The sequence below is a fragment of the Streptomyces sp. WAC04114 genome (assembly GCF_019733245.1).
In the GTDB taxonomy this organism is placed as follows: Bacteria; Actinomycetota; Actinomycetes; order Streptomycetales; family Streptomycetaceae; genus Streptomyces; species Streptomyces massasporeus_A.
Map to the genome: position 1 here is coordinate 1 of NZ_JAIGQA010000028.1, position 20,395 is coordinate 20,395.

Sequence of the window (20,395 nt, forward strand, 5' to 3'; positions counted from 1 at the left end):
CGTCCCCCGTATCCCCCGCCCGGCGGGGATCCCGGGGAATCCGATGAATCACTCGCCGCACCGCTGAGAGGCAGCCCGGAGGGTGAGGTCGCCGCCCATTCCGTCGCGCTGCTGATGGCGCGGCACTACCAGCCGGTGCACGACTACGCGGTCATCTGCCTCGCCTCGTCGGCGCAGGTGGCCGCGATGGTGACCGGGACCGCCTTCCACCGGACCCTCAACCGCCTCGCCTTCGGCGAGACCGCCGTCGCGCTGCGCCCGGTCCTTCTGGTGACCGTGCGCGACACGATCCGCGAGTGGTCCGGCGACGATCGAATATCGGCCGTTCTGCCCGCGCTGCAGAAACCGGCCGGAGGGCGCGGGCTGCGCGCCGCGACGTCCATGACGCCCGAAAATCGCATCCTCGCGGAGCGGGCATTCCAGGCACTTCCCGCGGCCTCGCGCTGTTTGCTGTGGCATGTCGAGGTCGAGGCAGATCCTTTAAGCGTCCCGGCCGGACTGCTGGGGATGGACACCGACATCGCGTCGGCGGCCCTCGAACAGGCGCGGGACAAATTCCGTGAAGGCTGCGTTCGCGCCCATCGCGAACTCGCGCCGACCCACGATTGCCGGTTCTACAACCGCCTCCTCGACGTCCCGATCCGCCGCGGCGGCGCACTGCTGCCGGACGTCCAGGAGCATCTGGACGAGTGCCGCTACTGCCGCAACGCGGCGGAACAACTGAGCCATTTCGAGGGCCCGCTGGGGTCGTTGATCGCCGAGGCGGTGCTCGGCTGGGGCGCCCGCCGCTACCTCGACTCACGCCCGGGGCGCGCGTCGCACGGCACCCGGGGTGCCCGTGCGGGCCGGCGCGGCGGCGGACGGCGCAGCGGCGGGCGGCACGGGCTGCTGTCGCGGCTCCCGGTGCCCGCCCGGATGCCGGAGGCGATGCGGTCGTCGCGGGCACTGCTCTCGGGCGTCGGCGCGGTCTCGGCCGGGGTACTGGCGACGGTGCTCATCATCAGCGCGCAGCCCTACGACGGCGGCGAGGCCGACCCGGCCGGCTCCCACAGCGCCGCCGGCGCCAAGGGCTCCGCATCGGTGACCCCACCGGGCACCGCCGGGCTTCCCATGACCCAGGGCGTGACCCGGCTGCGCAACACCGGTGCAGACCTGTGCCTCGACATCCGGGACCTGCCGAAGGAGGGCGCCGCTACGAAGCTGGCCCCCTGCTCGGCGGTGTGGACCCAGCAGTGGACGTACGAGGACGACGGGCTCCTGCGCAGCGTCGCCGATCCCGGGCTCTGCCTGGACTCCCACAAGGACGCCGGTGTCGTCGTCCTCGGCACCTGCGCCGACGAGGATGCCGAGCGGGGCGACGACGTGCGCTACGACCTCACCGTGCAGGGTGAGTTGCTGCCCCGCTGGGACGAGCAGCTCGCCCTCGCCCCGGCCGACGACGACCCGGACGCCGATGTCGTCGTCAAGGTCCGCGATCGCACCTCCGAGGACCAGCGCTGGCAGTCGGAGCCCCTGCCGACCACGGAGGGCTCCCTGTCGATCGAGGAGCAGGACGACCCGTCGGCCCGCCAGGTGACGGTCACCGACGGCCCGGCACCGTGACGCGGGGCACCGGGGCCTGACCGGGAGCTGCGCGGCCGGCGAGCCGCGCAGCCCACCCGTCAGGCCGGATCCTCGACGAGGTCGGCCGGGCCGACGGAGCCCGGTGTCGCGTGCCCCGAGAGGGCGAGCGTGAGGTCGAGTTCGGCGAGCAGGCAGCGGATGACGTGCTCGACACCGGACTGCCCGTCGAGGCCGAGGCCGTAGACGTACGGGCGGCCGACGAGGACCGCGCGGGCGCCGAGGGCGAGCGCCTTGACGATGTCGTCGCCGGTGCGGACACCGCTGTCGAAGAGGACGGTGAGCCGGTCGCCCACCGCCTCCGCCACGCGGGGGAGCGCGTCGGCCGCCGCGACGGAGCCGGCCACCTGCCGGCCGCCGTGGTTGGAGACGACCACGCCCTCCATGCCGGCGTCGGCGGCCAGCCGCGCGTCGTCCGGGTGCAGGACGCCCTTGAGGACGATCGGGCCGTCCCAGTTCTCCCGCAGGAACGCCAGATCCGGCCAGCTCTTGGCAGGGTCGGAGAACATCCCGACGAAATGCATCACGGCCGCGTTCGGATCCTCGTGCACCGGCTTGGCCAGGCCTGCTCGGAACGCCGGGTCCGAGAAGTAGTTGGCCGTGCCGACCCCGTGCAGGAACGGCAGGTACGCCTGGTCGAGATCGCGCGGCCGCCACGACAACAGCGGCGTGTCCAGGGTGACCACCAGGGCGGTGAACCCGGCCGCCTTCGCCCGGTTCAGGAAACTGCGGGCCACCTCCGGGTCCTTCGGCCAGTACAGCTGGAACCAGCGCTCGGCGTCACCCATCGCCTCGGCGACCTGCTCCATGGGCGTGCTGGACGCGGACGACAGGATGTACGGCACGCCCTGGGCGGCGGCGGCCCGGGCCGCCGCCGACTCGGCGTCCGGGTGCATGATCGACAGCACGCCGACCGGGGCCAGCGCGAGGGGGGCCGGTAGGGCGCGGCCCAGGACCTCCACGGACAGATCCCGCTCGTGCACGTCGCGCAGCATGCGCGGCACGATCCTGCGGCGCTCCAGGGCCGCCCGGTTGGCGCGGGCCGTACTGCCGTCGCCCGCGCTGCCCGCCACATAGCCGACCGGGCCGGGCCCCAGCCGCTGCTCGGTGAGCTCCTCCAGCCGGGTCAGATCGGTGGGCAGCCGTGGAACGGCACCCGTCATCCCGTTCAGATAGATCTCGTACTGGAAGTCCGCCCAGTGCTTGCCCACGTACGCCCCGCCTCTCGTCGTCTCCTCGTCGAGACCGTGCCGTGGGGGCGACGATACCGAGCGGTATGCGCTCCGGTGGATCAGGGGCGGGCCGCCGCCTCGCGCAGCACACGGGCCAGTGCGCCCGGCTGCGAGAACATCGGCCAGTGCCCGGTGTCCAGCTCCACCAGCTCCCAGCTGTCGCTCCCGAGCAGCGCGGCCACCGCCGGCATCGGCTCGTCGCCGTCCAGGAGGCACTTCACGTACGTCGCCGGCAGTTCGCCCAAGGGGCGGTCGAGGACGGCCGGTTCGGTGAGCGTGGCACCCGGGTGCGGGGTCGCGCCCACGATCCGGGCGATCTGCTCGTCCGTCAGCCCCTGCCCCGCGTACTCCTCGGGGGCGAGTGGCGGCCAGTACCCGCCCTGTTCGTCGATCGTCCGCCGTACGTGCTCGCTGGGCCAGCCCGACAGGAACGACTCCCCGTCCACGGGCACGTTCGCGTCCACGAACACCACGCGCCGCAGCCGGTCGCCGATCCGCTCGGCGGCCTGCCCGACCGGAACGCCCGCGTAGCTGTGCCCGACCAGGACGACGTCCCGCAGACCCAGTCGCTCCACCTCCTCGACGATGTCCCGGACGTGCGCCTGCTGTCCGGCCGGCCGTGCGTCCCGTCTCTCGGCGAGGCCCGACAGCGTCAGCGCATGGACGTCATGCCCGGCGCCGCGCAGCTCCGCTGCCACCTCGTCCCATGCCCACGCCCCGAGCCACGCCCCTGCCACCAGTACGAAGTCGGTCATGCGGGCAAGGTAGCCGAGGGGTCCGACAACGGATCACTCCTCCTCGTCCGCGTGCGGTGCGGGGTCCGGCTCGGAGTCCGGGCCCTGGGCCCTGACGCGCTGCACGTGTTCCAGGGACTCGCGCAACTCTGCGAGCCAGTCGTCCGTATGACGCTGGACCAGGCGCACGCACCAGGCCAGCGCGTCGCTGCGGCTGCGCGCGACGCCGCCGGCGATCAGGGTGTCGAGGACCTGGCGCTCCGGCTGGCGCAGCCGCGTCATGACCGGCGCGGCCACGTGCGTGAAGAGGGTGCGCCGCCCGCCGCACTCCACGCCCCAGGACACCTTCCGCCCGAACCGGTGCTCGGCGTCCCGGGCCACGGCCATGCGGTCCTCGCGGGTGCGCTCCCGGAATTCCTGCACCCGGCTCTCCAGGGCCGCCTCCCGCTCGGTGGCCGGGGCGTCCCCGGCCAGCCTGGGCGCGGGGATGCGGCCGATGACGGTGATCTCCTCGCGGTCGACCGTGATCTCGGTCAGCTCCTCGAAGAGGTCGTCGGGCAGGCGGCCGGCGAACCAGCCGCGGAGTTTCTCTCGCTGCTCATTCGTAATCATGTAATGACGATTACTCGACCGGTCCATGAACACAAGGGGTCGCAAAGCAGTCGGCCGAGAGCGGAATCGGAATGTTTCAGGCCTATTAACGAACGCACGGGAATCGGCCATCTGGCCGCTTCATGACCCCGGAGACCGCGCAGTTACGGGCTTCACCCGCGCGCATTCCGTAACTTCACGCCACTGATTCAACACGCAAGGTTACTGAAACCCGTGGGGTCGATGTGTGTTTCCGCGGCGGACTCGGCAGACTCGCGCTCGCCGCTCCGGGCACCGACCGAGCACGGACCGGCACACCCCGTAATCGAAGCGGAAGGATGCACACAATGCGGAACACCGCGCGCTGGGCCATGATCCTCGGCATGACGGCCACCGCCGTCTGCGGACCCCTCACCGGGGCCGCGCTCGCCACCCCGGGTCAGGCCCCCACCGCGCTCTACGCCCCGTCGGCCCTCGTCCTGACGGTGGGCCACGGCGAGAGCGCGATCGCAGCGACTCCGGAACGCGCGGTCACCCTGACCTGTGCCCCGACGGCGGCCGGCACGCACCCGGCGGCCGGCTCGGCCTGCGCGGAACTACGGGGCGTCGGCGGGGACTTCGACGCCCTGACCGCGAGGGACGGTGTGATGTGCACCAAGCAGTACGACCCGGTGGTCGTCACCGTGGACGGCGTCTGGCAGGGAAAGCGCGTCTCCTACGAGCGCACCTTCTCCAACGACTGCATGAAGAACGCCTACGGAACGGGAGTCTTCTCCTTCTGAGAGGGCTGGACCCACAGACCGGGATCGCGCTGAATCCGTGAAGCGCAACGGGCCGTGGCTGGGGAGCCGGGCCGTTGTCACGGAAGTCGCGATCTCGTGCGAGGGGGCCGGCGGGCGGAGTGGGGCCGCCCGCCGGCCTCTGGGCGTTACCGCGCCCGGGGCCTCACGCCCGGTCGCGATGGCTCGTGTCGCACCACGGGTAGCGCCGGCTGCGGCGGCAGGTGCACAGGGCGACGCGGAAGCGGTCGGAGCTGACGACGGAACCGTCCTCGAGCTCCACCTCCACCGGGCCCTCCATCAGCAGCGGGCCCTTGCGCTGGACGGTGACGCGGCGCGGCGCGGCAGGCCGGTCAGACGGGGAGTTCGGCACGGACGACCACCAGCTCTTCCTTGTCGTCGTCGGCGGACAGCAGCCCCCGCTCCCGCAGCCAGCGTTCCCGGCCGCGCAGCACGGGCCCGAGGGCGATCCGGCGCCGACGGGTCACCGCGGCCTTCAGACCGGCCGCGCGCAACTGCCCGATCGTCAGGTCCGGGCCGCTGAGCGCCGACTGCACGAGCAGCAGCACCCCGCCCGGCCGCAGCAGGCCGGGCGCCTCCCGGCAGATGCGGTCGACGACCATCCGTCCGTCGCCGCCCGCGTCCCAGGCCCGGGCCGCGCCCCGCGGCGGCCTGCGACGACCGTCCGGCGCCGGCACGTACGGCGGGTTGGCCAGGATCAGATCGAACGTTTCTCCGTGCACGGGTTCGAAAAGGTTCCCGTGCCGGATGTGGACCGGGAGCCCCGCGAGCCGGGCGTTCAGCCGCGCGGCCCACACGGCGCTCCAGGACACGTCCACGGCGGTCACACGGCCGCCCCGGCGCGCGGCCTCCAGGGCCAGCGCGCCGCTGCCGGTGCCCACGTCGAGGACCTCCGCACCCGGAGGCAGCGGCTCGTCGAACAGGGCACCGGCGAGCAGCTCGGTGTCCTCCTGCGGGGCGTACACGCCCGGGGGTACCAGTGCAATCACGGACGTCGAGTACCCCGGTAATCAGGAGATATGAGCTGCTTCCCGGGCAAGCGGTGTACGAAGTGACGAACGTGACGCACGCCAGTCGGTGAGCAGCCGGGCGCCGAGGCGCTCCTCGACGAACTCGGTGGCGTCGATGCCGAAGGCGACGTCGGAGGCGAGCTGCGGCTCCTGCTCCAGCAGTCCGCCGATGACGTCGTGACGCACCACCTGCTCGTGGACCGCGTCGGCTTCGACGTGCTCGTCGTAGAAGTGCTCGGCCGCGGGTCCGGCGCCCGTGCGGCGCATCGCCTCGGCGAGCCGCCGCGACCCCGGTGACGAGGTGATCTCGACCGTCGCGAAGTGCCCGACCAGGGCGCCCCTGAGGGCCCGGTGCAGCCCGAACAGGGACATCATGTTCACGGTGACCAGGGCCTCGGCGGACGCGGCGTCGAGATAGCGGCCGTACGTGGTGTCCAGGCCCAGATCCGTCATCAGGTCGGCGAACAGGGCCGCGTGCACGCGCTCCGCCCGGCCGCCGCCCCACTCGTCGAACTCCACCGCGGCCATCCCCGCCTTCGCCCGGCCCCACAGCCGCGGCAGCACCCAGGCATGCGGATCCGCCTCCTTCAGGTGGTACAGGGAGCGCTGGGCCGCGTACTCGCGCACCTGCCACAGTTCGCCTTCGGTGCGCAGGAAGTGGGACACACCGGTGCCCTCGACGGGCTCGACCAGCAGGCCGGCCAGCGCCTCCTCCACGCTCTCGTGGACGTGGGCGTCGGCGCGCAGCGCGGACAGGAAGCGCTGCTCCATGGCCGCGCGGACGCGCAACAGGCCGGGATCCCACTCACGCTCGGCGGGGACCTCCGCGAAGCCGCGGTAGTGCAGCTCGTAGCAGAGGTACAGGGCGAGCTGGAGGTCGTCGCCGTACACCTCGGCGCGGGCGACCTCCTCGAGGCGGGGCAGGCGGCCCGTGCCCCGCAGATACGCGTCGACACCCCTGCTCAGCGGGCCGCGCGGGGTCGGCAGTCGTGGTCCTTCGTGCTCCATGCGCACCGGGTACCCGCCCGGCGACCGGGCACCCCAACGAGATCACCGGCGGCCTGGAGGACATCGGGTACACGATCCCCGGCCAGGCGTGGACGTACGGGAACCAGGGGCCGGCCCCGGGCCGAGCTTCCTCGACGCCGAGCGGGGCCACGACTGGTCGCGCTCGACCGGGCGGGCCATGGCGGCCAACCTACTGGGTGTGGCGCGCGCCCCGGCGGCGCGACCGCTCGGGCCGCCACCCCAGTAGCCCGGCCCGGTCCTCCTCAGTCCTCCTCAGTCCCCCTCGGACTCCTCCTGCGCACGCGGATTGGGGGTGATGGCCTCCCCGGCCTCGCCCCGGTGGCGGCGCTCCTCCGCGGAGTCGCGGGTGCGGTTCTCGGCGTCCTCGACCTCGCGCAGCACCTCTTCGAGCGCCGTCTCGGGCGGCTTGCCGTGCTGGTCGTCGCGGTGATCCTTGTGCTGGGACATGGGGGTCTCCTTCCTGTTCCTGCGTTCGGTACAGCCCCGTGACGGGCTCGGCCGGTCAGCCGGAGGCGGCGGCGATCCGCAGCGGCACCGGGTCGGGAGGAGCGGCCTCCAAGCTGCGGCGGGTGACCTCCGCCCACCAGGAGGGGCCGTCCTCGATGTGGCGCAGCAGCACGCCCTCGCGGATCGCCCAGGGACAGACCGTGACGGCCTTGATGCCGGTCAGCTTCAGCGCGGTGTGTCCGACCACCGCTCCCGCCAGGCTCTGTGCGGCGCGCGGGGCGGAGATGCCGGGCAGGTGCGCGCGTTCCGCGGCGGGCAGGGCGGCCAGCCGGGTGATCGCCTCCCGCAGCTCGGAGCGGTGCAACTGCCGGTCCACGAACGGGCCGTGGCGTCCGGGTGCGGCGCCGCACAGCCGACCGAGCTGCTGGAAGGTGCGGGAGGTGGCGACCGCGGTGCGCGGCCCCTCCCAGCGGATCCGCGCCGCGACGTCCCGCAGTTGATGGCGGACCTTGCGGCGCAGTGCCCGCACCCGCTCCGGCGACGGCGGGTCCTCGTCCGCGAAGAACTCGTGCGTCAACCGCCGCGCGCCCAGCGGCAGCGACGCCACGAAGTCGGGCAACCGCCCGCGCCCGAAGGCGACTTCGAGGGTGCCGCCGCCGATGTCGAGCAGGGCGAGTGGCCCCGACCGCCAGCCCATCCAGCGCCGCGCCCCGAGAAACGTCAGTTCGGCCTCGACCTCGCCCGGCAGGGTGCACAGGTCGACGCCCGTACGGGCGCGGACGGTGCGCAGCACCTCCTGCCGGTTCGGCGCGTTGCGCACCACGGCGGTCGCGAACGCCGGCGGGCCGGCCGCACCCCACCGGGTGGCGGTCCTGCTCGCCTCGGCCACCGCGTCGACGAGTTGCTCCACGGCCTGCTCCGGGACGGGTCCCCCCGGTGTGACCTGCTCGGACAGCCTCAGCCGCCACTTGGCGGTGTGCACGGGCAGCGGCACTCCGTCCGCCGCGTCCGCGACCACGAGTCTGACCGTGTTCGATCCCACATCCACCACGCTGATCCGCATGGGCGGTGGGTACCCACTCACGGGGCCCGCCAACAGGCCGCGCGCGGCAACGCCGCGGACACGCCACCGGCGGGCCCTGAGCGGGGAGCGCGGGAACGAGCAGTGACCCGCTTGTATTCCTTGACGCGCATATAACGGCAGAGGCATATTGGACTCATGTCCGACGCCGCCCTCTGGACCGCGCTCGCCGATCCCCACCGGCGGGCCATCGTCGCGCTGCTCCTGGAGCGGCCAAGGTCCGTCGGTGAGATCGTCGAGGCGTGCGGACTGAGCCAGCCGAGCACCTCCAAGCACCTCAAGGTGCTGCGCGAGGCGGGCCTGGTCCGGGTGCGGCAGGACGCGCAGCGCCGTGTCCACTCCCTCGACCCCGCCCCGATCGCCGCCCTGGACGCCTGGCTCGCCCCTTATCGCGCGCTCTGGAACAAGAGCCTCGACACGCTGGGCCGCCGCCTCGACGAGACGCCGGACGCCCCCGAACCACCCCACCGAAGGACTGATCCGCCATGACCGCCGACCTCACCGGCACCTATCTGACCCTGGACGACGGCCGTCCCGCCGTCCGCTTCAGCCGCCTCTACGACCATCCCGTGGACCGCGTCTGGCAGTTCGTCACCGACGCGGACGAGCTGGAGCGCTGGTTCCCCTCCCGCGCCGAGATCGAGCTGCGCCCCGGCGGCACCGTCCGGTTCGGCGGTGACCCGCACATGGAGGACTCCACCGGCCGGGTCCTCGCCGTCGACCCGCCCCATCACCTGGCGTTCGAGTGGGGCGGGGACGAACTCCGCTTCGACCTGGAGGAAGCCGGCGAGAAGAGCACCCGCCTCACGCTCACCAACGTCCTCGACGCCCGGGACAGCGCCGCCCGCAACGGCGCCGGCTGGGAGGTGTGCCTGGCCGCGCTCGACGCCAGGGCGCGCGGCGAGGAGACCGCCGGTCCGCACGCCGGGGCCGACGCGCCCTGGAAGGAGCTCTACGCCGCCTATGTCGCGGCGGGGGTGCCCTCCGGCGCGCCGGTGCCCGGACTGGACTGACCGGCTCACGCCATCTGACGCCGCACCAGCTCGTGCAGCCGGCCCCCGGTGTCGGCGAGCAGCTGCGCCGGCGGGCCCTGCTGGATGACCTTGCCCTCCTCCATCACCACGACCCGGTCGGCGTCCAGCACGGTCGACAGCCGGTGCGCGATGACGATCCGAGTGGCGTTGAGGGCCTTGGTGCTCTCGATGACCGTGCGCTGCGTCTCGTTGTCGAGCGCGCTGGTCGCCTCGTCGAAGAAGAGGATGCGCGGCCGGCGGATCAGCGCCTGGGCGATCATCAGCCGCTGGCGCTGGCCGCCGGAGACGGCTCCGCTGCCCGCGACGATGGTGTGCAGCCCCATGGGCATCCGCTTGATGTCCTCGGCGAGACCGGCCATCTCGGCCGCCGCCATCGCCTCCTCCGGCGTATACGGCTCGGTGCCGCAGATGACGTCCAGGACCGAACCGGTGAACGGCTGAGCGTGCTGGAGCACCACACCGCACTGGCGGCGCACCGCCGACTGGTCGAGGGCTGCCAGGTCCTGCCCGTCGTAGAGGACGCTGCCCGACACGGGCCGGTCGAAGCCGATCAGCAGCCGCAGCAGCGTCGACTTTCCGCAGCCGCTCGGGCCGACGATCGCGACGAACTCGCCCGGCCGCACCTCGAACGACACGTCGTCCAGGACCAGCGGGCCGTCGTCCGAGTAGCGGAAGGACACCCGCCGCGCCTCGATCGCCCCGGTCAGCGGACCCGGCCGGGTGCTCGCCGTGCGCACCTCCGGCGTCGCGTCCAGCACGGGCTTGATCTCCTCGAACAGCGGCAGCGCGGCCACCGCCGAGACGAAAGAGCCCGTCAGCTGCGTGACGGAGGTCAGCACCATCGTCACCGAGGTGTTGAAGGTGAGGAACGCCGCCGCCGACATCGACCCCCGGGCCGGACCGGCCAGCAGCATGAACATCAGCAGCGTGCACAGCGGCAGATACACCGCGCCCAGCACCGTCGTGAGGTTCTTGATGCGGCCGACCTTCTGCTGGAGCTCCCGGCTGCGCGCGAACTCCGACGCCCACGCGGCGTACGCGTAGTTCTCGGCGGCGGCCACCCGCAGCTTGGGCAGGCCCCGCAGCGTCTGGAACGCCTGGTTGTTCAGCTTGTTGGAGAGCACCACGAGACGCCGCTGCCAGCGCACCTGCCACAACCCCAGTCCCAGGAACACGGCGGCGATGACGACGAGCATGCCGATCGCGGCCATCGCCATCGGCACGCTGAACCAGAACAGCAGCCCCAGATTCATCGCGCCGATCGTCACCGACTGGGCGACCGTCGGCCCGACTCCCGCCAGCAGCCTGCGGATCGAGCTGATGCCCATGGCCGCGCTGGCCAGTTCGCCCGTTGAGCGTTCGGTGAAGAACTTCGTCGGCAGCCTCAGCAGCCGGTCCCACACCGCCGGCTGGAGCGTGGCCTCGATCCGGCCCTCGATCCGCAGGATCGTCAGGTTCTGCAACAGCATGAAGGCCGCGGCCACCACACTGCTCAGCATCACCGCGAGACACACCTGCACGATCAGGCCCGTCTGTGCCTTCGGCACGAACTCGCCCAGCACCTTGCCCGTCGCGATCGGCACGAGCGCGCCGATCGCCACCGTCACCAGACCGCTCAGCAGCAGACCCGTCAGGTCACCGCGCATGCCCCGCATGCAGAACCGCAGCAGCCCCAGCGGACCGAGCCGCCTCTCCGGCAGCGGACGGTAGAACATCACCGCGCGCGGCTCGAACTCCTCGGCGTTGGCCTTCTCGATCGGCGTCTCCCGGCCGGTCGACGGATGCACCGCCACATAGCCGCCGCGCCGCCACAGCAGCGCCACCGGCGCACCCGACAGGGCCCGCTGACCGACCAGCGGCCCCACGTCGTCCCGCCACCAGCGGCCGTCGAGCCGTACGGCCCGGGTACGGACTCGGGAGGCCAGGGCGACCTGCTCGACCGGGTCGAGACGGTCCCCGCCGGTGCCCTTCTGGGTCGGCTCGGTGATCCGGATCCCGGCCGCCTGCCCGACCAGCTTGCAGGCCGCGTACGTGGCGTCCGCGTCGGCCGCGGTCGTGCGCTTCGAGGAGCGCTTGCCGATGGAGGCGAGCAGCGTCCGGTCGGCCTGGGCGCGCACCGCCTCACCGGCCTTGATGCCCTCGGCGGTGCGCGTCTCGTGGGTGCGCTCCAGCTGCTCGATCCAGCGGTCGAGCGTGGTCAGCAGCCGGTACTGCTGGTCGACCATGGACTGCCACAGCGCGGGGTCCATCAGCAGGTCGGCCGCGGCCTCCGCGCCGTACAGCGAGCCGTACTGCACGCTGCCCGGCGGCACCTGCATCCAGAACACGTCGTCGTCGGTGAGCGCGGCGGCCCGCTCGGTGGCCATCGGCGCCTGGAAGAGGATCGACAGGCTGCGGCCGACCCCGAGGGCGAGCGCGTACTCCAGCGGACTCGTCGTCGGCGGCACGTACTGCGGGTTGCCGTACTCGTCGTACGACCAGGTCGCCGTGTTGGCCGGCTGGTACAGCTCGCGCAGGCCGATGCGGTGCACCACGCAGTCCCGCAACGGCCGGGCCACCAGGGTGTGCTGCGGGCCCGGTACCGGGCCGAGCACCAGCGAGCCCGCCTCCAGCCGGCCCAGATGGTGCCAGTGGCCCTGCTGCCCGGCGTCGACCGCGAACAGATCCACGGCGCCGGAGGCGACCAGCCACAGCACCTGCGGCCCTTCGAGGTCGAGGCGGTTGAACCCGGCGCAGTCGATGCGCGCACCCATCTGCCCGAAGGCGCCCAGCACCAGGTCGCCGCCGTGCCCTTCGTGAACGGCCGTCATGTCACCGCTCCCTGACCAGTGCCGCGTACGCGCCGCCGCGGGCCACCAGGTCCTCGTGCCGTCCCCGCTCCACGACCGTGCCGTGCTGCAGGACGACGATCTCGTCGCTGTCGCGCACCGTGCTCAGCCGGTGTGCGATCACCACACAGGCGCAGCCGCGCCGGCGCAGGTTGTCCATCACGATCTGCTCGGTCTCCGCGTCCAGCGCGCTCGTCACCTCGTCGAGCACCAGGATGCTCGGCCGGCGCACCAGCGCCCGGGCGATCTCCAGGCGCTGGCGCTGCCCGCCGGAGAAGTTGCGGCCGTCCTGCTCGACCCTGCTGTGGATGCCGCCCGGGCGGCGGGTGATCACGTCGAGCAGCGCGGCGTCGCGCAGCGCGTCCTCCACCGCCTCGTCGGGGATCGACGGGTCCCACAGCGCCACGTTGTCGCGGACGGTGCCCTCGAAGAGGAACACGTCCTGGTCGACGAAGGAGACCGAGGCGGCCAGCGCCCCCCGCGGGATGTCGTCGATGCGCTGTCCGTCGATGCGGATCACGCCCTCCCACGGCGCGTACAGCCCGGAGATCATCCGGGACACCGTCGACTTGCCGCTGCCCGAGCCGCCCACCAGCGCGACCTGCTGCCCCGGACCGACCGTCAGGTCGAAGCCGGTGAGCAGGGGCTTGTCGAGCGGGCTGTAGCCGAACGTGATGTTCTCCAGCTCGACATGGCCCTGGAGGCGGCGCGTGGACTCGCCGGAGCCGGGGCGGCCGTAGAGCGGGTCGGCCTTGAAGTTCTCCACGTCCTTCAGCCGGGCCACGTCCGCCGCGAAGTCCTGGATGCGGCCCGCGACGCCGTTCAGCCGGGTCAGCGGGGCCGTGAACCGGGTGACCAGGGCCTGGAAGGCGACCAGCAGACCGACCGAGATGTGCCCCTCGACCGCCCGCATGCCGCCGATCCACAGGATCAGCGCGCTGTTGAGGGTGGCGAGCGTCGGCGCGACCACCCCCAGCCAGGCACTCGGCACGCCGAGCCGCTGCTGCTCCTCCAGGGTGGTGGCGTGCTGCCCCGCCCACTTGCGGAAGTAGCCGTCCTCGCCGCCGGTCGCCTTCATCGTCTCGATGAGCTGGAGGCCGGTGTAGGCGGTGTTGGTCAGGCGTGCCGTGTCCGCGCGCAGCTTCGCCGTGCGCGTCGCCCGCAGCCGGATGACGACCCGCATGGCGACGACGTTCAGCAGGGCCACGCCGATGCCGACGAACGTCAGCTGCGGGTCGTAGGTGTAGAGCAGCACCGCGTACAGCACGACCACGATCGCGTCCACGCCCGCCGCGGCGAGGTCGCGGGACAGGGTCTCGGACACCGCGTCGTTGGACTGCAGGCGCTGCACGAGGTCGGCCGGGCTGCGCTGGGAGAAGAACGTCACCGGAAGCCGCAGCAGATGCCGCAGGAAGCGGGCGCTGGAGAGCGTGGAGGAGATGATGCGGCCGCGCAGCAGGTTGGCCTGCTGCAGCCAGGTCAGCACGACGGTGAGCAGCACGCACGCCGCCATCGACGTGAACAGCACGCCGAGCAGCGAGGTCTGGTTGCCGATCAGGAACTCGTCGATGTAGGTGCGGCTCAGCGCGGGCACCGCGGCGCCGACCGCCACCAGCAGCAGACTCGCCAGGACGGCGGCGGGCATCGTGCCCGCCGTGCCGCGCAGCCGGGCGGGCATCGCGCCCAGGACGCCGGGCTTGCGGCCGCCCCTGGCGAAATCCTCACCCGGTTCCATCACCAGGACGACACCGGTGAAGCTGCCGTCGAAGTCCTCCATGGGGACGAACCGGCGGCCCTTGCCGGGGTCGTTGATGTAGACGCCACGGCGGCCGAAACGCCGTCCCATGCCGTCGTATACGACGTAGTGGTTGAACTCCCAGAACAGGATCGCCGGCGACTTCACCTCGGCGAGGGCGGCCAGGTCCATCTGCATGCCCTTGGCCGTCAGGCCGTAGGAGCGGGCCGCCTTCAGGAGGTTGCTGGCGCGCGAGCCGTCCCGGGAGACACCACAGGCGATGCGCAGTTCCTCCAGCGGTACATGCTTGCCGTAGTGGCCGAGCACCATCGCCAGGGAGGCGGCGCCGCACTCGACGGCCTCCATCTGGAGCACGGTGGGGGTGCGGACGGTCTTGGCCCGGGCCTTGGGCACCTTGCGCTTCGGCGGGGCGGCGCGGCGCCGGCTCCGGGGCTCCTGGGCGGTCGCGCTCACGGCAGCAGCCAGTCGACGGGGTGCTGGTCGGCCAGCCGGATCGAACCGGAGGCCAGGGTCATGGAGGTCAGCTTGAACGGAGGCCCGTCAGCGGACGACCACCGGTAGCCGCTCTTCGTGTCGGAGGAGGTGTCCAGCCGGACCGTCACGGCCACGGGCCTGCCCTTCTTCGTGAACTGCTCGCCCAGCTGGCTGTCCCCGAGGAACGCGGCGATCTGCTGCGGGGACTGGGCAGAGCGGTCCACCGACTTCACATGGCCGCGCAGCACGCCGTACTCCTGCGTCGGCACCGACTGCACGGTCAGGTCCACGGCCGCGTCGTCGGGGATCGAGGCGGCGTTCTCGGCGGGGACGTACACGGTCGCGTAGAGCGGGTCCTTCGGGCGGGCGACCTTCTCGACGGCGGCGACGTTCGCGCCGGTCTGGATGATCTGCCCGACGGTCGCGGCGAGTGCGGAGACACGGCCCGCGTCGAGCGTGCGGACGACCGCATCGCCCTTGGCCGTACGGACCTTGAGCACGGGGGAGCCCGCGGGCACCTGCTGGCCCTGCTCGGCCAGCACTGCCGTGACCTGGCCCGCGACGGGGCTCTGGAGGAGGTAGCTGCCCTGCCCGTGGGTGAGGATGGCGGGCGCGCTGACGGTGGAGGTCACCGAGCCGGTCACCGCCCACACCGAGGCGGCGGCCATGGCGACCACGGTCACCGAGAGCACGAGCCAGCCCTGCGGGCGGGCGAAGCGCACCGGGAGGTCGAGTTCCTCCGGTGACTGGAGCTTGGCGAGGGCCTGTTGGCGGAACTGCAAGGAACTTCCCTCACCGGTGGACGAAGTGCGTATGGAACCCGAAGAACCCGGAACCGCCGGCTGCGGCTCCGGGACTCAACGGCACTGGGGCTCGATCAGAGACCGGCGACCAGGTTGGTGACCGGGGCCGTGTTCAGGCCGGTGGCGCCCTCGACGGTGCCGACGACGGTGTTCACCAGGCCGGAGACCGGGGCGATGCTGTCAACCGTGTCGGTGACGGTGTTCACGGCGTTCACGGCGAGGCCACCGGAGACGGCGTCGAGCTCGGCGTCGGCGATCTCAACGGTCTCAACCTGGGGGGTGGAGTTCATGATGGAACTTCCCTTCATATGGATATCTCACAAGGGGGGAGCGGCCCCCTCTGGGGACAGATGACGGCCGCGACCGCGAGCACCGGGCATCCGTTTCCGAATGCCCTGAGCGGCCCCCGCGGTGCGATGGATCAAAGCACGCTGCGGTTCCGCACTTCCAATCAACCGCCCCCCTCACCAGGGAACTTGCGCCCCAGCGGCACCGAACCGTGCAGGTCTGCGCACCGCTTGGCGGCGACTTCTTCACATGCGACACGGCATCGGCGCATCAGGGCCCTTGCCCGGAGGGGCGGCGAATCCGGCACTCCCGCCCCAAAGGCGTGACCTACGCGGCCGGGGTGTGGACAACCCTCATTTCGGTGACCGGGTTGAGCATTCGATGTGCAGATTCGCTGAAGCCGGGATTCGACCGCGTGATGGCGACAGATCGTTTCGGACCGGATACGGAGCGTTCTGTTCCGCCGGGCCGGAGCGGCCTCCGTTGCTGAAACGCCGTCATCCGGCCATGGCTCTCCGCGGTCCGGCGGGTCGGGCCTGCCGCAGCGGCCCCTGTGAGCGGGGCGGTCACGGACCACGCGGTCGCCGTGCGGACAGCGGGAGTTGGCTGATTCCGCGGTGCGAAGGGACTACTTGCAATCGGAATTGAACGCCCCGTGCGGCCCGTGCGTACCAACAGCCATCCAGGCGCCCCCCAGAAGCTGCCGGACGGCGGCACCTACTCCGTTCCCCAGGAGGAGAGAAGTTTGAGTCACAAGCGAATTCCGAAGCGCAAGGCCGCGATAGCGGCGGGCAGCGTGGTGGCGCTCGGCGCGGCCGCGATCCTGCTCCCCAACGCCAACGCCTCGCAGGACGGATCGTCCGACGACGCGGCGGCCGCGCCGAAGACCCTGAAGGCGGGCGACGCCTCGGATCTCGCCTCGCAGCTCTCCGGGCTCCTCGGTGAGGCGTTCGGCGGCTCCTACTACGACGGCGACAACCAGCAGCTCGTCGTCAACGTCGTACCGGGCGACAACAACAACGTGATCGTGCAGGCGAAGGCGGCCGGCGCGAAGGTCCGCGAGGTGGAGAACAGCTGGTCGGAGCTTCAGGACGGGGCGGCGACGCTGAAGTCCGAGGCGACCATCGCGGGCACCTCGTGGTCGATCGACCCGCGCACGAACAAGCTCCTGGTGACCGCGGACAGCACCGTGACCGGTGCCAAGTGGGACAGACTGGAGAGCACCGTGAAGGAGCTCGGCTCCGACATGGCCACCATCAAGAAGTCCTCCGGCACCTTCAAGCCGTTCGTCTCCGGAGGCGACGCCATCTTCGCGGGCGGCTCGCGCTGCTCCCTCGGCTTCAACGTCACCGCGGGCGACGGCTCCCCGGCCTTCCTGACCGCAGGTCACTGCACCCTCGGCGGCAACGAGTGGTCCGACAGCCAGGGCGGCCAGCCGATCGCCACGGTCGACCAGTCGACCTTCCCCGGCAACGGCGACTTCGCACTCGTGAAGTACGACGACCCGGCGACCGAGGCGCCCAGCGAGGTCAACACCGGTAACCAGACCGTCCCGATCACCGAGGCCGCCGAGGCGACGGTCGGTCAGCAGGTCTTCCGGATGGGCAGCACCACCGGGCTCAACGACGGCCAGGTCCTCGGCCTCGACGCCACGGTGAACTACCCGGAGGGCACGGTCACCGGCCTCATCCAGACAGACGTCTGCGCCGAACCCGGCGACAGCGGCGGCTCGCTGTTCACCCAGGACGGTCTCGCCATCGGCCTGACCTCCGGCGGCAGCGGCGACTGCACGGTCGGCGGCGAGACGTTCTTCCAGCCGGTGACCACCGCCCTGGAGGCGGTCGGCGCGACCCTCGGCGCGGGCGGTGCCGCGGGCGGCGGCGCCGGTGACGAAGCCGGTGCGGGCGCGGGCGAGGAAGCCGGTGCGGGCGCGGGCGAGGAAGCCGGTGCCGGTGAGGAGGCCGGTGCCGGCCAGGAAGCCGGAGCCGGTGAGCAGGCCGGTGGTGACGAAGCGGGCGCCGGTGCCGGTCAGGGCGTGGGCCAGGGCCAGGGTCAGGGCGCGGGTCAGGGCCAGGGACAGGGCGCGGGTCAGGACGCGGGGCAGGGCGTCGAGGACGACTCCGGTCTGACCGAGTCCCGCTGACCCTCCTCGAGCCGTCGGCAGCCGGCCCGACGCCGCCGGCCCGGTCCCGCCCCCTTCCTGGCGGGACCGGGCCGGCCACCGGCGTGTGCGCAGCGCTGTGCCCGGGGAGCTACCCGACGGCCCTGATCAGCAACAGGGCGATGTCGTCGAGCCGTTCCTCCCCCTCCGTGTGGGGCCGCTCCTGGTGGACGAGACTGTCGGCCAGTTCGTCCAGCGGCAGGTCCCCGGCGGCGGCCAGACGCCGGCCCAGGTCCGCGAGGGCCTCCTCGAAGTCCGTGCCGGGCGATTCGACCAGCCCGTCCGTGTAGAGGACGAGCAGCGAACCGGGGGGCAGGGCGACCTCCGTCGTCGGATACACCGCCGAGGCGTCGATGCCCAGCAGCGGGCCGCCCGCCAGGTCGAGGACGCGCACCTTGCCGTCCGGCCGTCTCAGCAGCGGCGGGGGGTGCCCGGCCCGGGACATCACGGCCCGTCCGTGCTCCGGGTCGAGCCGCAGGTACAGGCAGCTGGCGAAGAGATCGGCCCCCAGGTCGAGCAGCAGCCGGTTGGTGCTGCGCATGACCTCCTCGGGAGCCTGCCCCACGGTCGTGTACGCGCGCACCGCGGTGCGGACCTGCCCCATCAGCCCGGCCGCCGTCACGTTGTGGCCCTGGACGTCCCCGATCACCGCGGCCGCGGTCCCCTGGGCGCCGACCAGGTCGTAGAAGTCGCCGCCGATGTCCATGCCCTGAGTGGCCGGCACATAGCGGCCGACCGCCTCGATGCCGGGCAGCGACGGCAGGGAGTGCGGCAGCAGCGCCTCCTGGAGGCCGTGCGCGAGCCGGTGCTTGGCGTCGTAGAGCAGGGCCCGCTCCAGCGCCTGCGCGATCAGTCCGGCCATGCTGGTCATCACCGCCCGCTCCTCCGTCGGGAAGGAGTGGGGCTCGGCGTAGGAGAGCACGCAGGTCCCCACCGGGCGGCCCTGGGCGATCAGTGGCAGGTAGGCCCAGGCCGCGAACCCGTCTGGGGTCGCGAGCCGCGCCGGGTACAGGCGCTCCATCTGCTCCTGCGACTCGAAGAACGCGGGCACGCCCGTCCGCAGCACCTGGGTGCCGGGTGTCGACTCGGTCAGGGGCATCCCGTCGAACCGTTCCACCACGTGCGGGTCCCGGTAGCCGCGATGCCCGAGCACCCGCAGCCGGTTCGCGCGCGAGCCCAGCACGACCAGGGCCTGGCTGCCCACGGCCGGGGCGATCTCGTCCGCGACCAGCTGCACCACGTCCTGCACCCCCACGGCCTCGGTCAGCGCGCCGGCCAGGTCCAGCACCTGCGAGATGGTGACCAGACGGGACGGCGCCCCGTCGGGCGGCGGCGCGGTCCGGTTCATCCGGGACACGGCCCGGGACCTGGTGATGCGCACGCTCAGGCCCGTCGTGCTCGGATAGAGCCGGAACGACAGCCATTCACCGGGCGGGCGCAGCGCCACGAACGAGGTGACGTGCTGGCTCAGCAGCGCGGCCCGGTAACGGTCCTCGTACACCGGGTCGTTGAGCCAGGGCACCGACGCCCACAGCTGGGTGCCGAGCAGCCGGCTGACGGGGACGTTCAGCAGCTCACCGGCCGCCGCGTTGACGAAGCCGACGCGCCCGTGCAGGTCCAGTGAGACCAGTCCGTAGGGCAGCCGGCTCACCATCCGGGCCGCCTCGACCGTGCCCAGCGAGCCGGCAAGCCCGCTCACCAGGGGGGAGGCCAGCATGTCGGTCTCGGGGTGCGGCGGAATGCTGTGCTCGGCGGCCCGCTCCAGCCGGACCGCCAGCCGTCCGCAGGCCGCGGTCAGGTGCTCGCGTTCGTGGTCGGACATCTCCGCCGGATGCGCGCCCGGCCAGGTCACGAAGACCGCGCCGTACACGGTGGACTCGGTGGCGACCGGCACCGCGGCCAGGGCGAACGGGTAGGGCAGCACCACGGCGATCCGCGGGTAGTGGCGGGCCATCTCCTCCTCGCCGCCGACCCACACCAGCCGCCGCTCGCGCGCCGCGTCGGCGACCGGGATCGGGGCGTTCAGGCCCACCCGCTCCCAGGGGGCCGCGAACGCCCGGGGCAGACCGGCCATCACGGCCATCTCCAGCACCGGCTGGTCCGGTGACATCAGGTACACCGCGCCGGAGTGGGCGTGCACCTCGTCCATCATCGAGGCCAGCGCCAAGGAGAGCAGGGGCCGGCCGACCGGCGTTCTGGCGGCGGCCGGCGCCTGCGTGGACGACTGCCCGTCGGACACGCCGACCACCTCCTCGCACGGCCGCGCGACCGGGTCCAGGAACAAATCTCCCCCCTGAGGGCCGGTCCCGCACGACGAGCGGTTCCGCGACGGGTCTGGTTACCGTCGGTCACAGGGGCTCCGGTCCCGGAGGCAAAGCCCGCATACCCCGACTGCCCCGACCCATGCCCCCGTAGTCGAAGCGTGGCCGGGCGTACGGGCGCTGGGCGTGCGCCCCCGCGCACCCTGATGGCCGGTTCTCCGCGCCCACGCAGGGTCACGGTCGCGA

General features: G+C 72.4%; 18 protein-coding genes and 1 pseudogene. 6 read left to right on the forward strand and 13 right to left on the reverse strand.

Annotated elements, in window-relative coordinates; translation table 11 throughout:
- Nucleotides 1-1,602 (forward strand): RICIN domain-containing protein (locus K4G64_RS10770; protein WP_260460304.1); only part of this gene is annotated, 1,602 nt, incomplete at its 5' end.
- Between the two features lie 59 nt (nucleotides 1,603-1,661).
- Here the strand turns inward: K4G64_RS10770 and K4G64_RS10775 are convergent.
- The 3 genes from K4G64_RS10775 to K4G64_RS10785 all read right to left on the reverse strand — a co-directional run bounded on the left by K4G64_RS10775 (nucleotide 1,662) and on the right by K4G64_RS10785 (nucleotide 4,198).
- A complete protein-coding gene (locus K4G64_RS10775) occupies nucleotides 1,662-2,831 on the reverse strand; it encodes a lactate 2-monooxygenase (RefSeq protein WP_221755805.1) in 1,170 nt (389 codons plus the stop codon).
- An 80-nt stretch (nucleotides 2,832-2,911) separates the two neighbouring features.
- Entirely contained in the window at nucleotides 2,912-3,607 is a 696-nt protein-coding gene (locus tag K4G64_RS10780; protein ID WP_221755806.1) for an alpha/beta fold hydrolase, read from the reverse strand.
- A 33-nt stretch (nucleotides 3,608-3,640) separates the two neighbouring features.
- The gene (locus K4G64_RS10785) at nucleotides 3,641-4,198 is read right to left on the reverse strand and encodes a hypothetical protein (RefSeq protein WP_221755807.1); all 558 of its coding nucleotides are present in this window, start codon (nucleotides 4,196-4,198) and stop codon (nucleotides 3,641-3,643) included.
- A 326-nt stretch (nucleotides 4,199-4,524) separates the two neighbouring features.
- Here K4G64_RS10785 and K4G64_RS10790 point away from each other — a divergent pair, with 326 nt between their 5' ends.
- Complete coding sequence (locus K4G64_RS10790; RefSeq protein WP_189587506.1) at nucleotides 4,525-4,959, forward strand: protease inhibitor; 435 nt, start codon at nucleotides 4,525-4,527, stop codon at nucleotides 4,957-4,959.
- Between the two features lie 163 nt (nucleotides 4,960-5,122).
- Here the strand turns inward: K4G64_RS10790 and K4G64_RS10795 are convergent, their stop codons facing one another.
- From K4G64_RS10795 to K4G64_RS10805, 3 genes are read right to left on the reverse strand one after another with little or no spacing between them, the layout of a single operon-like run.
- Nucleotides 5,123-5,329, reverse strand: coding sequence for a CDGSH iron-sulfur domain-containing protein (locus K4G64_RS10795; RefSeq protein ID WP_030845123.1), 207 nt, complete (start codon nucleotides 5,327-5,329; stop codon nucleotides 5,123-5,125).
- A complete protein-coding gene (locus tag K4G64_RS10800; RefSeq protein WP_308122319.1) occupies nucleotides 5,310-5,966 on the reverse strand; it encodes a HemK2/MTQ2 family protein methyltransferase in 657 nt (218 codons plus the stop codon). Before K4G64_RS10800 ends, K4G64_RS10795 begins: the two co-directional genes overlap by 20 nt.
- A 21-nt stretch (nucleotides 5,967-5,987) precedes the next feature.
- Nucleotides 5,988-6,995: an iron-containing redox enzyme family protein gene (locus tag K4G64_RS10805; protein WP_221755808.1), complete on the reverse strand. Its 1,008-nt coding sequence runs from the start codon at nucleotides 6,993-6,995 to the stop codon at nucleotides 5,988-5,990.
- A 35-nt stretch (nucleotides 6,996-7,030) separates the two neighbouring features.
- Between K4G64_RS10805 and K4G64_RS40050 the strand changes: the two are divergent.
- Nucleotides 7,031-7,242: pseudogene (locus K4G64_RS40050) on the forward strand (flavodoxin family protein); the annotation flags it as partial.
- A 26-nt stretch (nucleotides 7,243-7,268) separates the two neighbouring features.
- Here the strand turns inward: K4G64_RS40050 and K4G64_RS10810 are convergent.
- Both K4G64_RS10810 and K4G64_RS10815 read right to left on the reverse strand, forming a co-directional pair.
- On the reverse strand, nucleotides 7,269-7,463 hold the full coding sequence (locus K4G64_RS10810) for a hypothetical protein (protein ID WP_221755809.1): 195 nt from the start codon (nucleotides 7,461-7,463) through the stop codon (nucleotides 7,269-7,271).
- 55 nt (nucleotides 7,464-7,518) lie between these two features.
- Nucleotides 7,519-8,526 (reverse strand): Ppx/GppA family phosphatase, encoded by a 1,008-nt coding sequence (locus K4G64_RS10815; protein WP_221755810.1) that lies wholly within the window; start codon nucleotides 8,524-8,526, stop codon nucleotides 7,519-7,521.
- A 156-nt stretch (nucleotides 8,527-8,682) separates the two neighbouring features.
- On the opposite strand from K4G64_RS10815, the gene K4G64_RS10820 reads away from it, so the two are divergent.
- Nucleotides 8,683-9,033, forward strand: a complete 351-nt coding sequence (locus tag K4G64_RS10820) for a helix-turn-helix transcriptional regulator (RefSeq protein WP_221755811.1) — start codon at nucleotides 8,683-8,685, stop codon at nucleotides 9,031-9,033.
- Nucleotides 9,030-9,557, forward strand: coding sequence for an SRPBCC family protein (locus K4G64_RS10825; protein ID WP_221755812.1), 528 nt, complete (start codon nucleotides 9,030-9,032; stop codon nucleotides 9,555-9,557). Before K4G64_RS10820 ends, K4G64_RS10825 begins: the two co-directional genes overlap by 4 nt.
- Nucleotides 9,558-9,562: 5 nt before the next feature.
- Here the strand turns inward: K4G64_RS10825 and K4G64_RS10830 are convergent, their stop codons facing one another.
- From K4G64_RS10830 to K4G64_RS10845, 4 genes are all read right to left on the reverse strand, one after another.
- Entirely contained in the window at nucleotides 9,563-12,388 is a 2,826-nt protein-coding gene (locus K4G64_RS10830) for an NHLP bacteriocin export ABC transporter permease/ATPase subunit (RefSeq protein ID WP_221755813.1), read from the reverse strand.
- A gap of 1 nt (nucleotide 12,389) precedes the next feature.
- Nucleotides 12,390-14,555: an NHLP family bacteriocin export ABC transporter peptidase/permease/ATPase subunit gene (locus tag K4G64_RS10835; protein WP_308122326.1), complete on the reverse strand. Its 2,166-nt coding sequence runs from the start codon at nucleotides 14,553-14,555 to the stop codon at nucleotides 12,390-12,392.
- A gap of 56 nt (nucleotides 14,556-14,611) precedes the next feature.
- Nucleotides 14,612-15,418 carry an HlyD family efflux transporter periplasmic adaptor subunit gene (locus K4G64_RS10840; protein WP_221755815.1) on the reverse strand — a complete coding sequence of 269 codons (807 nt, stop codon included), beginning with the start codon at nucleotides 15,416-15,418 and terminating at the stop codon, nucleotides 14,612-14,614.
- A gap of 95 nt (nucleotides 15,419-15,513) precedes the next feature.
- A complete protein-coding gene (locus K4G64_RS10845) occupies nucleotides 15,514-15,729 on the reverse strand; it encodes a type A2 lantipeptide (protein WP_097222463.1) in 216 nt (71 codons plus the stop codon).
- A 743-nt stretch (nucleotides 15,730-16,472) separates the two neighbouring features.
- Between K4G64_RS10845 and K4G64_RS10850 the strand changes: the two genes are divergently transcribed.
- Nucleotides 16,473-17,870 carry a S1 family peptidase gene (locus tag K4G64_RS10850; protein ID WP_221755816.1) on the forward strand — a complete coding sequence of 466 codons (1,398 nt, stop codon included), beginning with the start codon at nucleotides 16,473-16,475 and terminating at the stop codon, nucleotides 17,868-17,870.
- 109 nt (nucleotides 17,871-17,979) lie between these two features.
- On the opposite strand, the gene K4G64_RS10855 is transcribed toward K4G64_RS10850, so the two are convergent.
- Nucleotides 17,980-20,136, reverse strand: a complete 2,157-nt coding sequence (locus K4G64_RS10855; RefSeq protein ID WP_221755848.1) for a SpoIIE family protein phosphatase — start codon at nucleotides 20,134-20,136, stop codon at nucleotides 17,980-17,982.
- Nucleotides 20,137-20,395 lie beyond the last annotated feature (259 nt).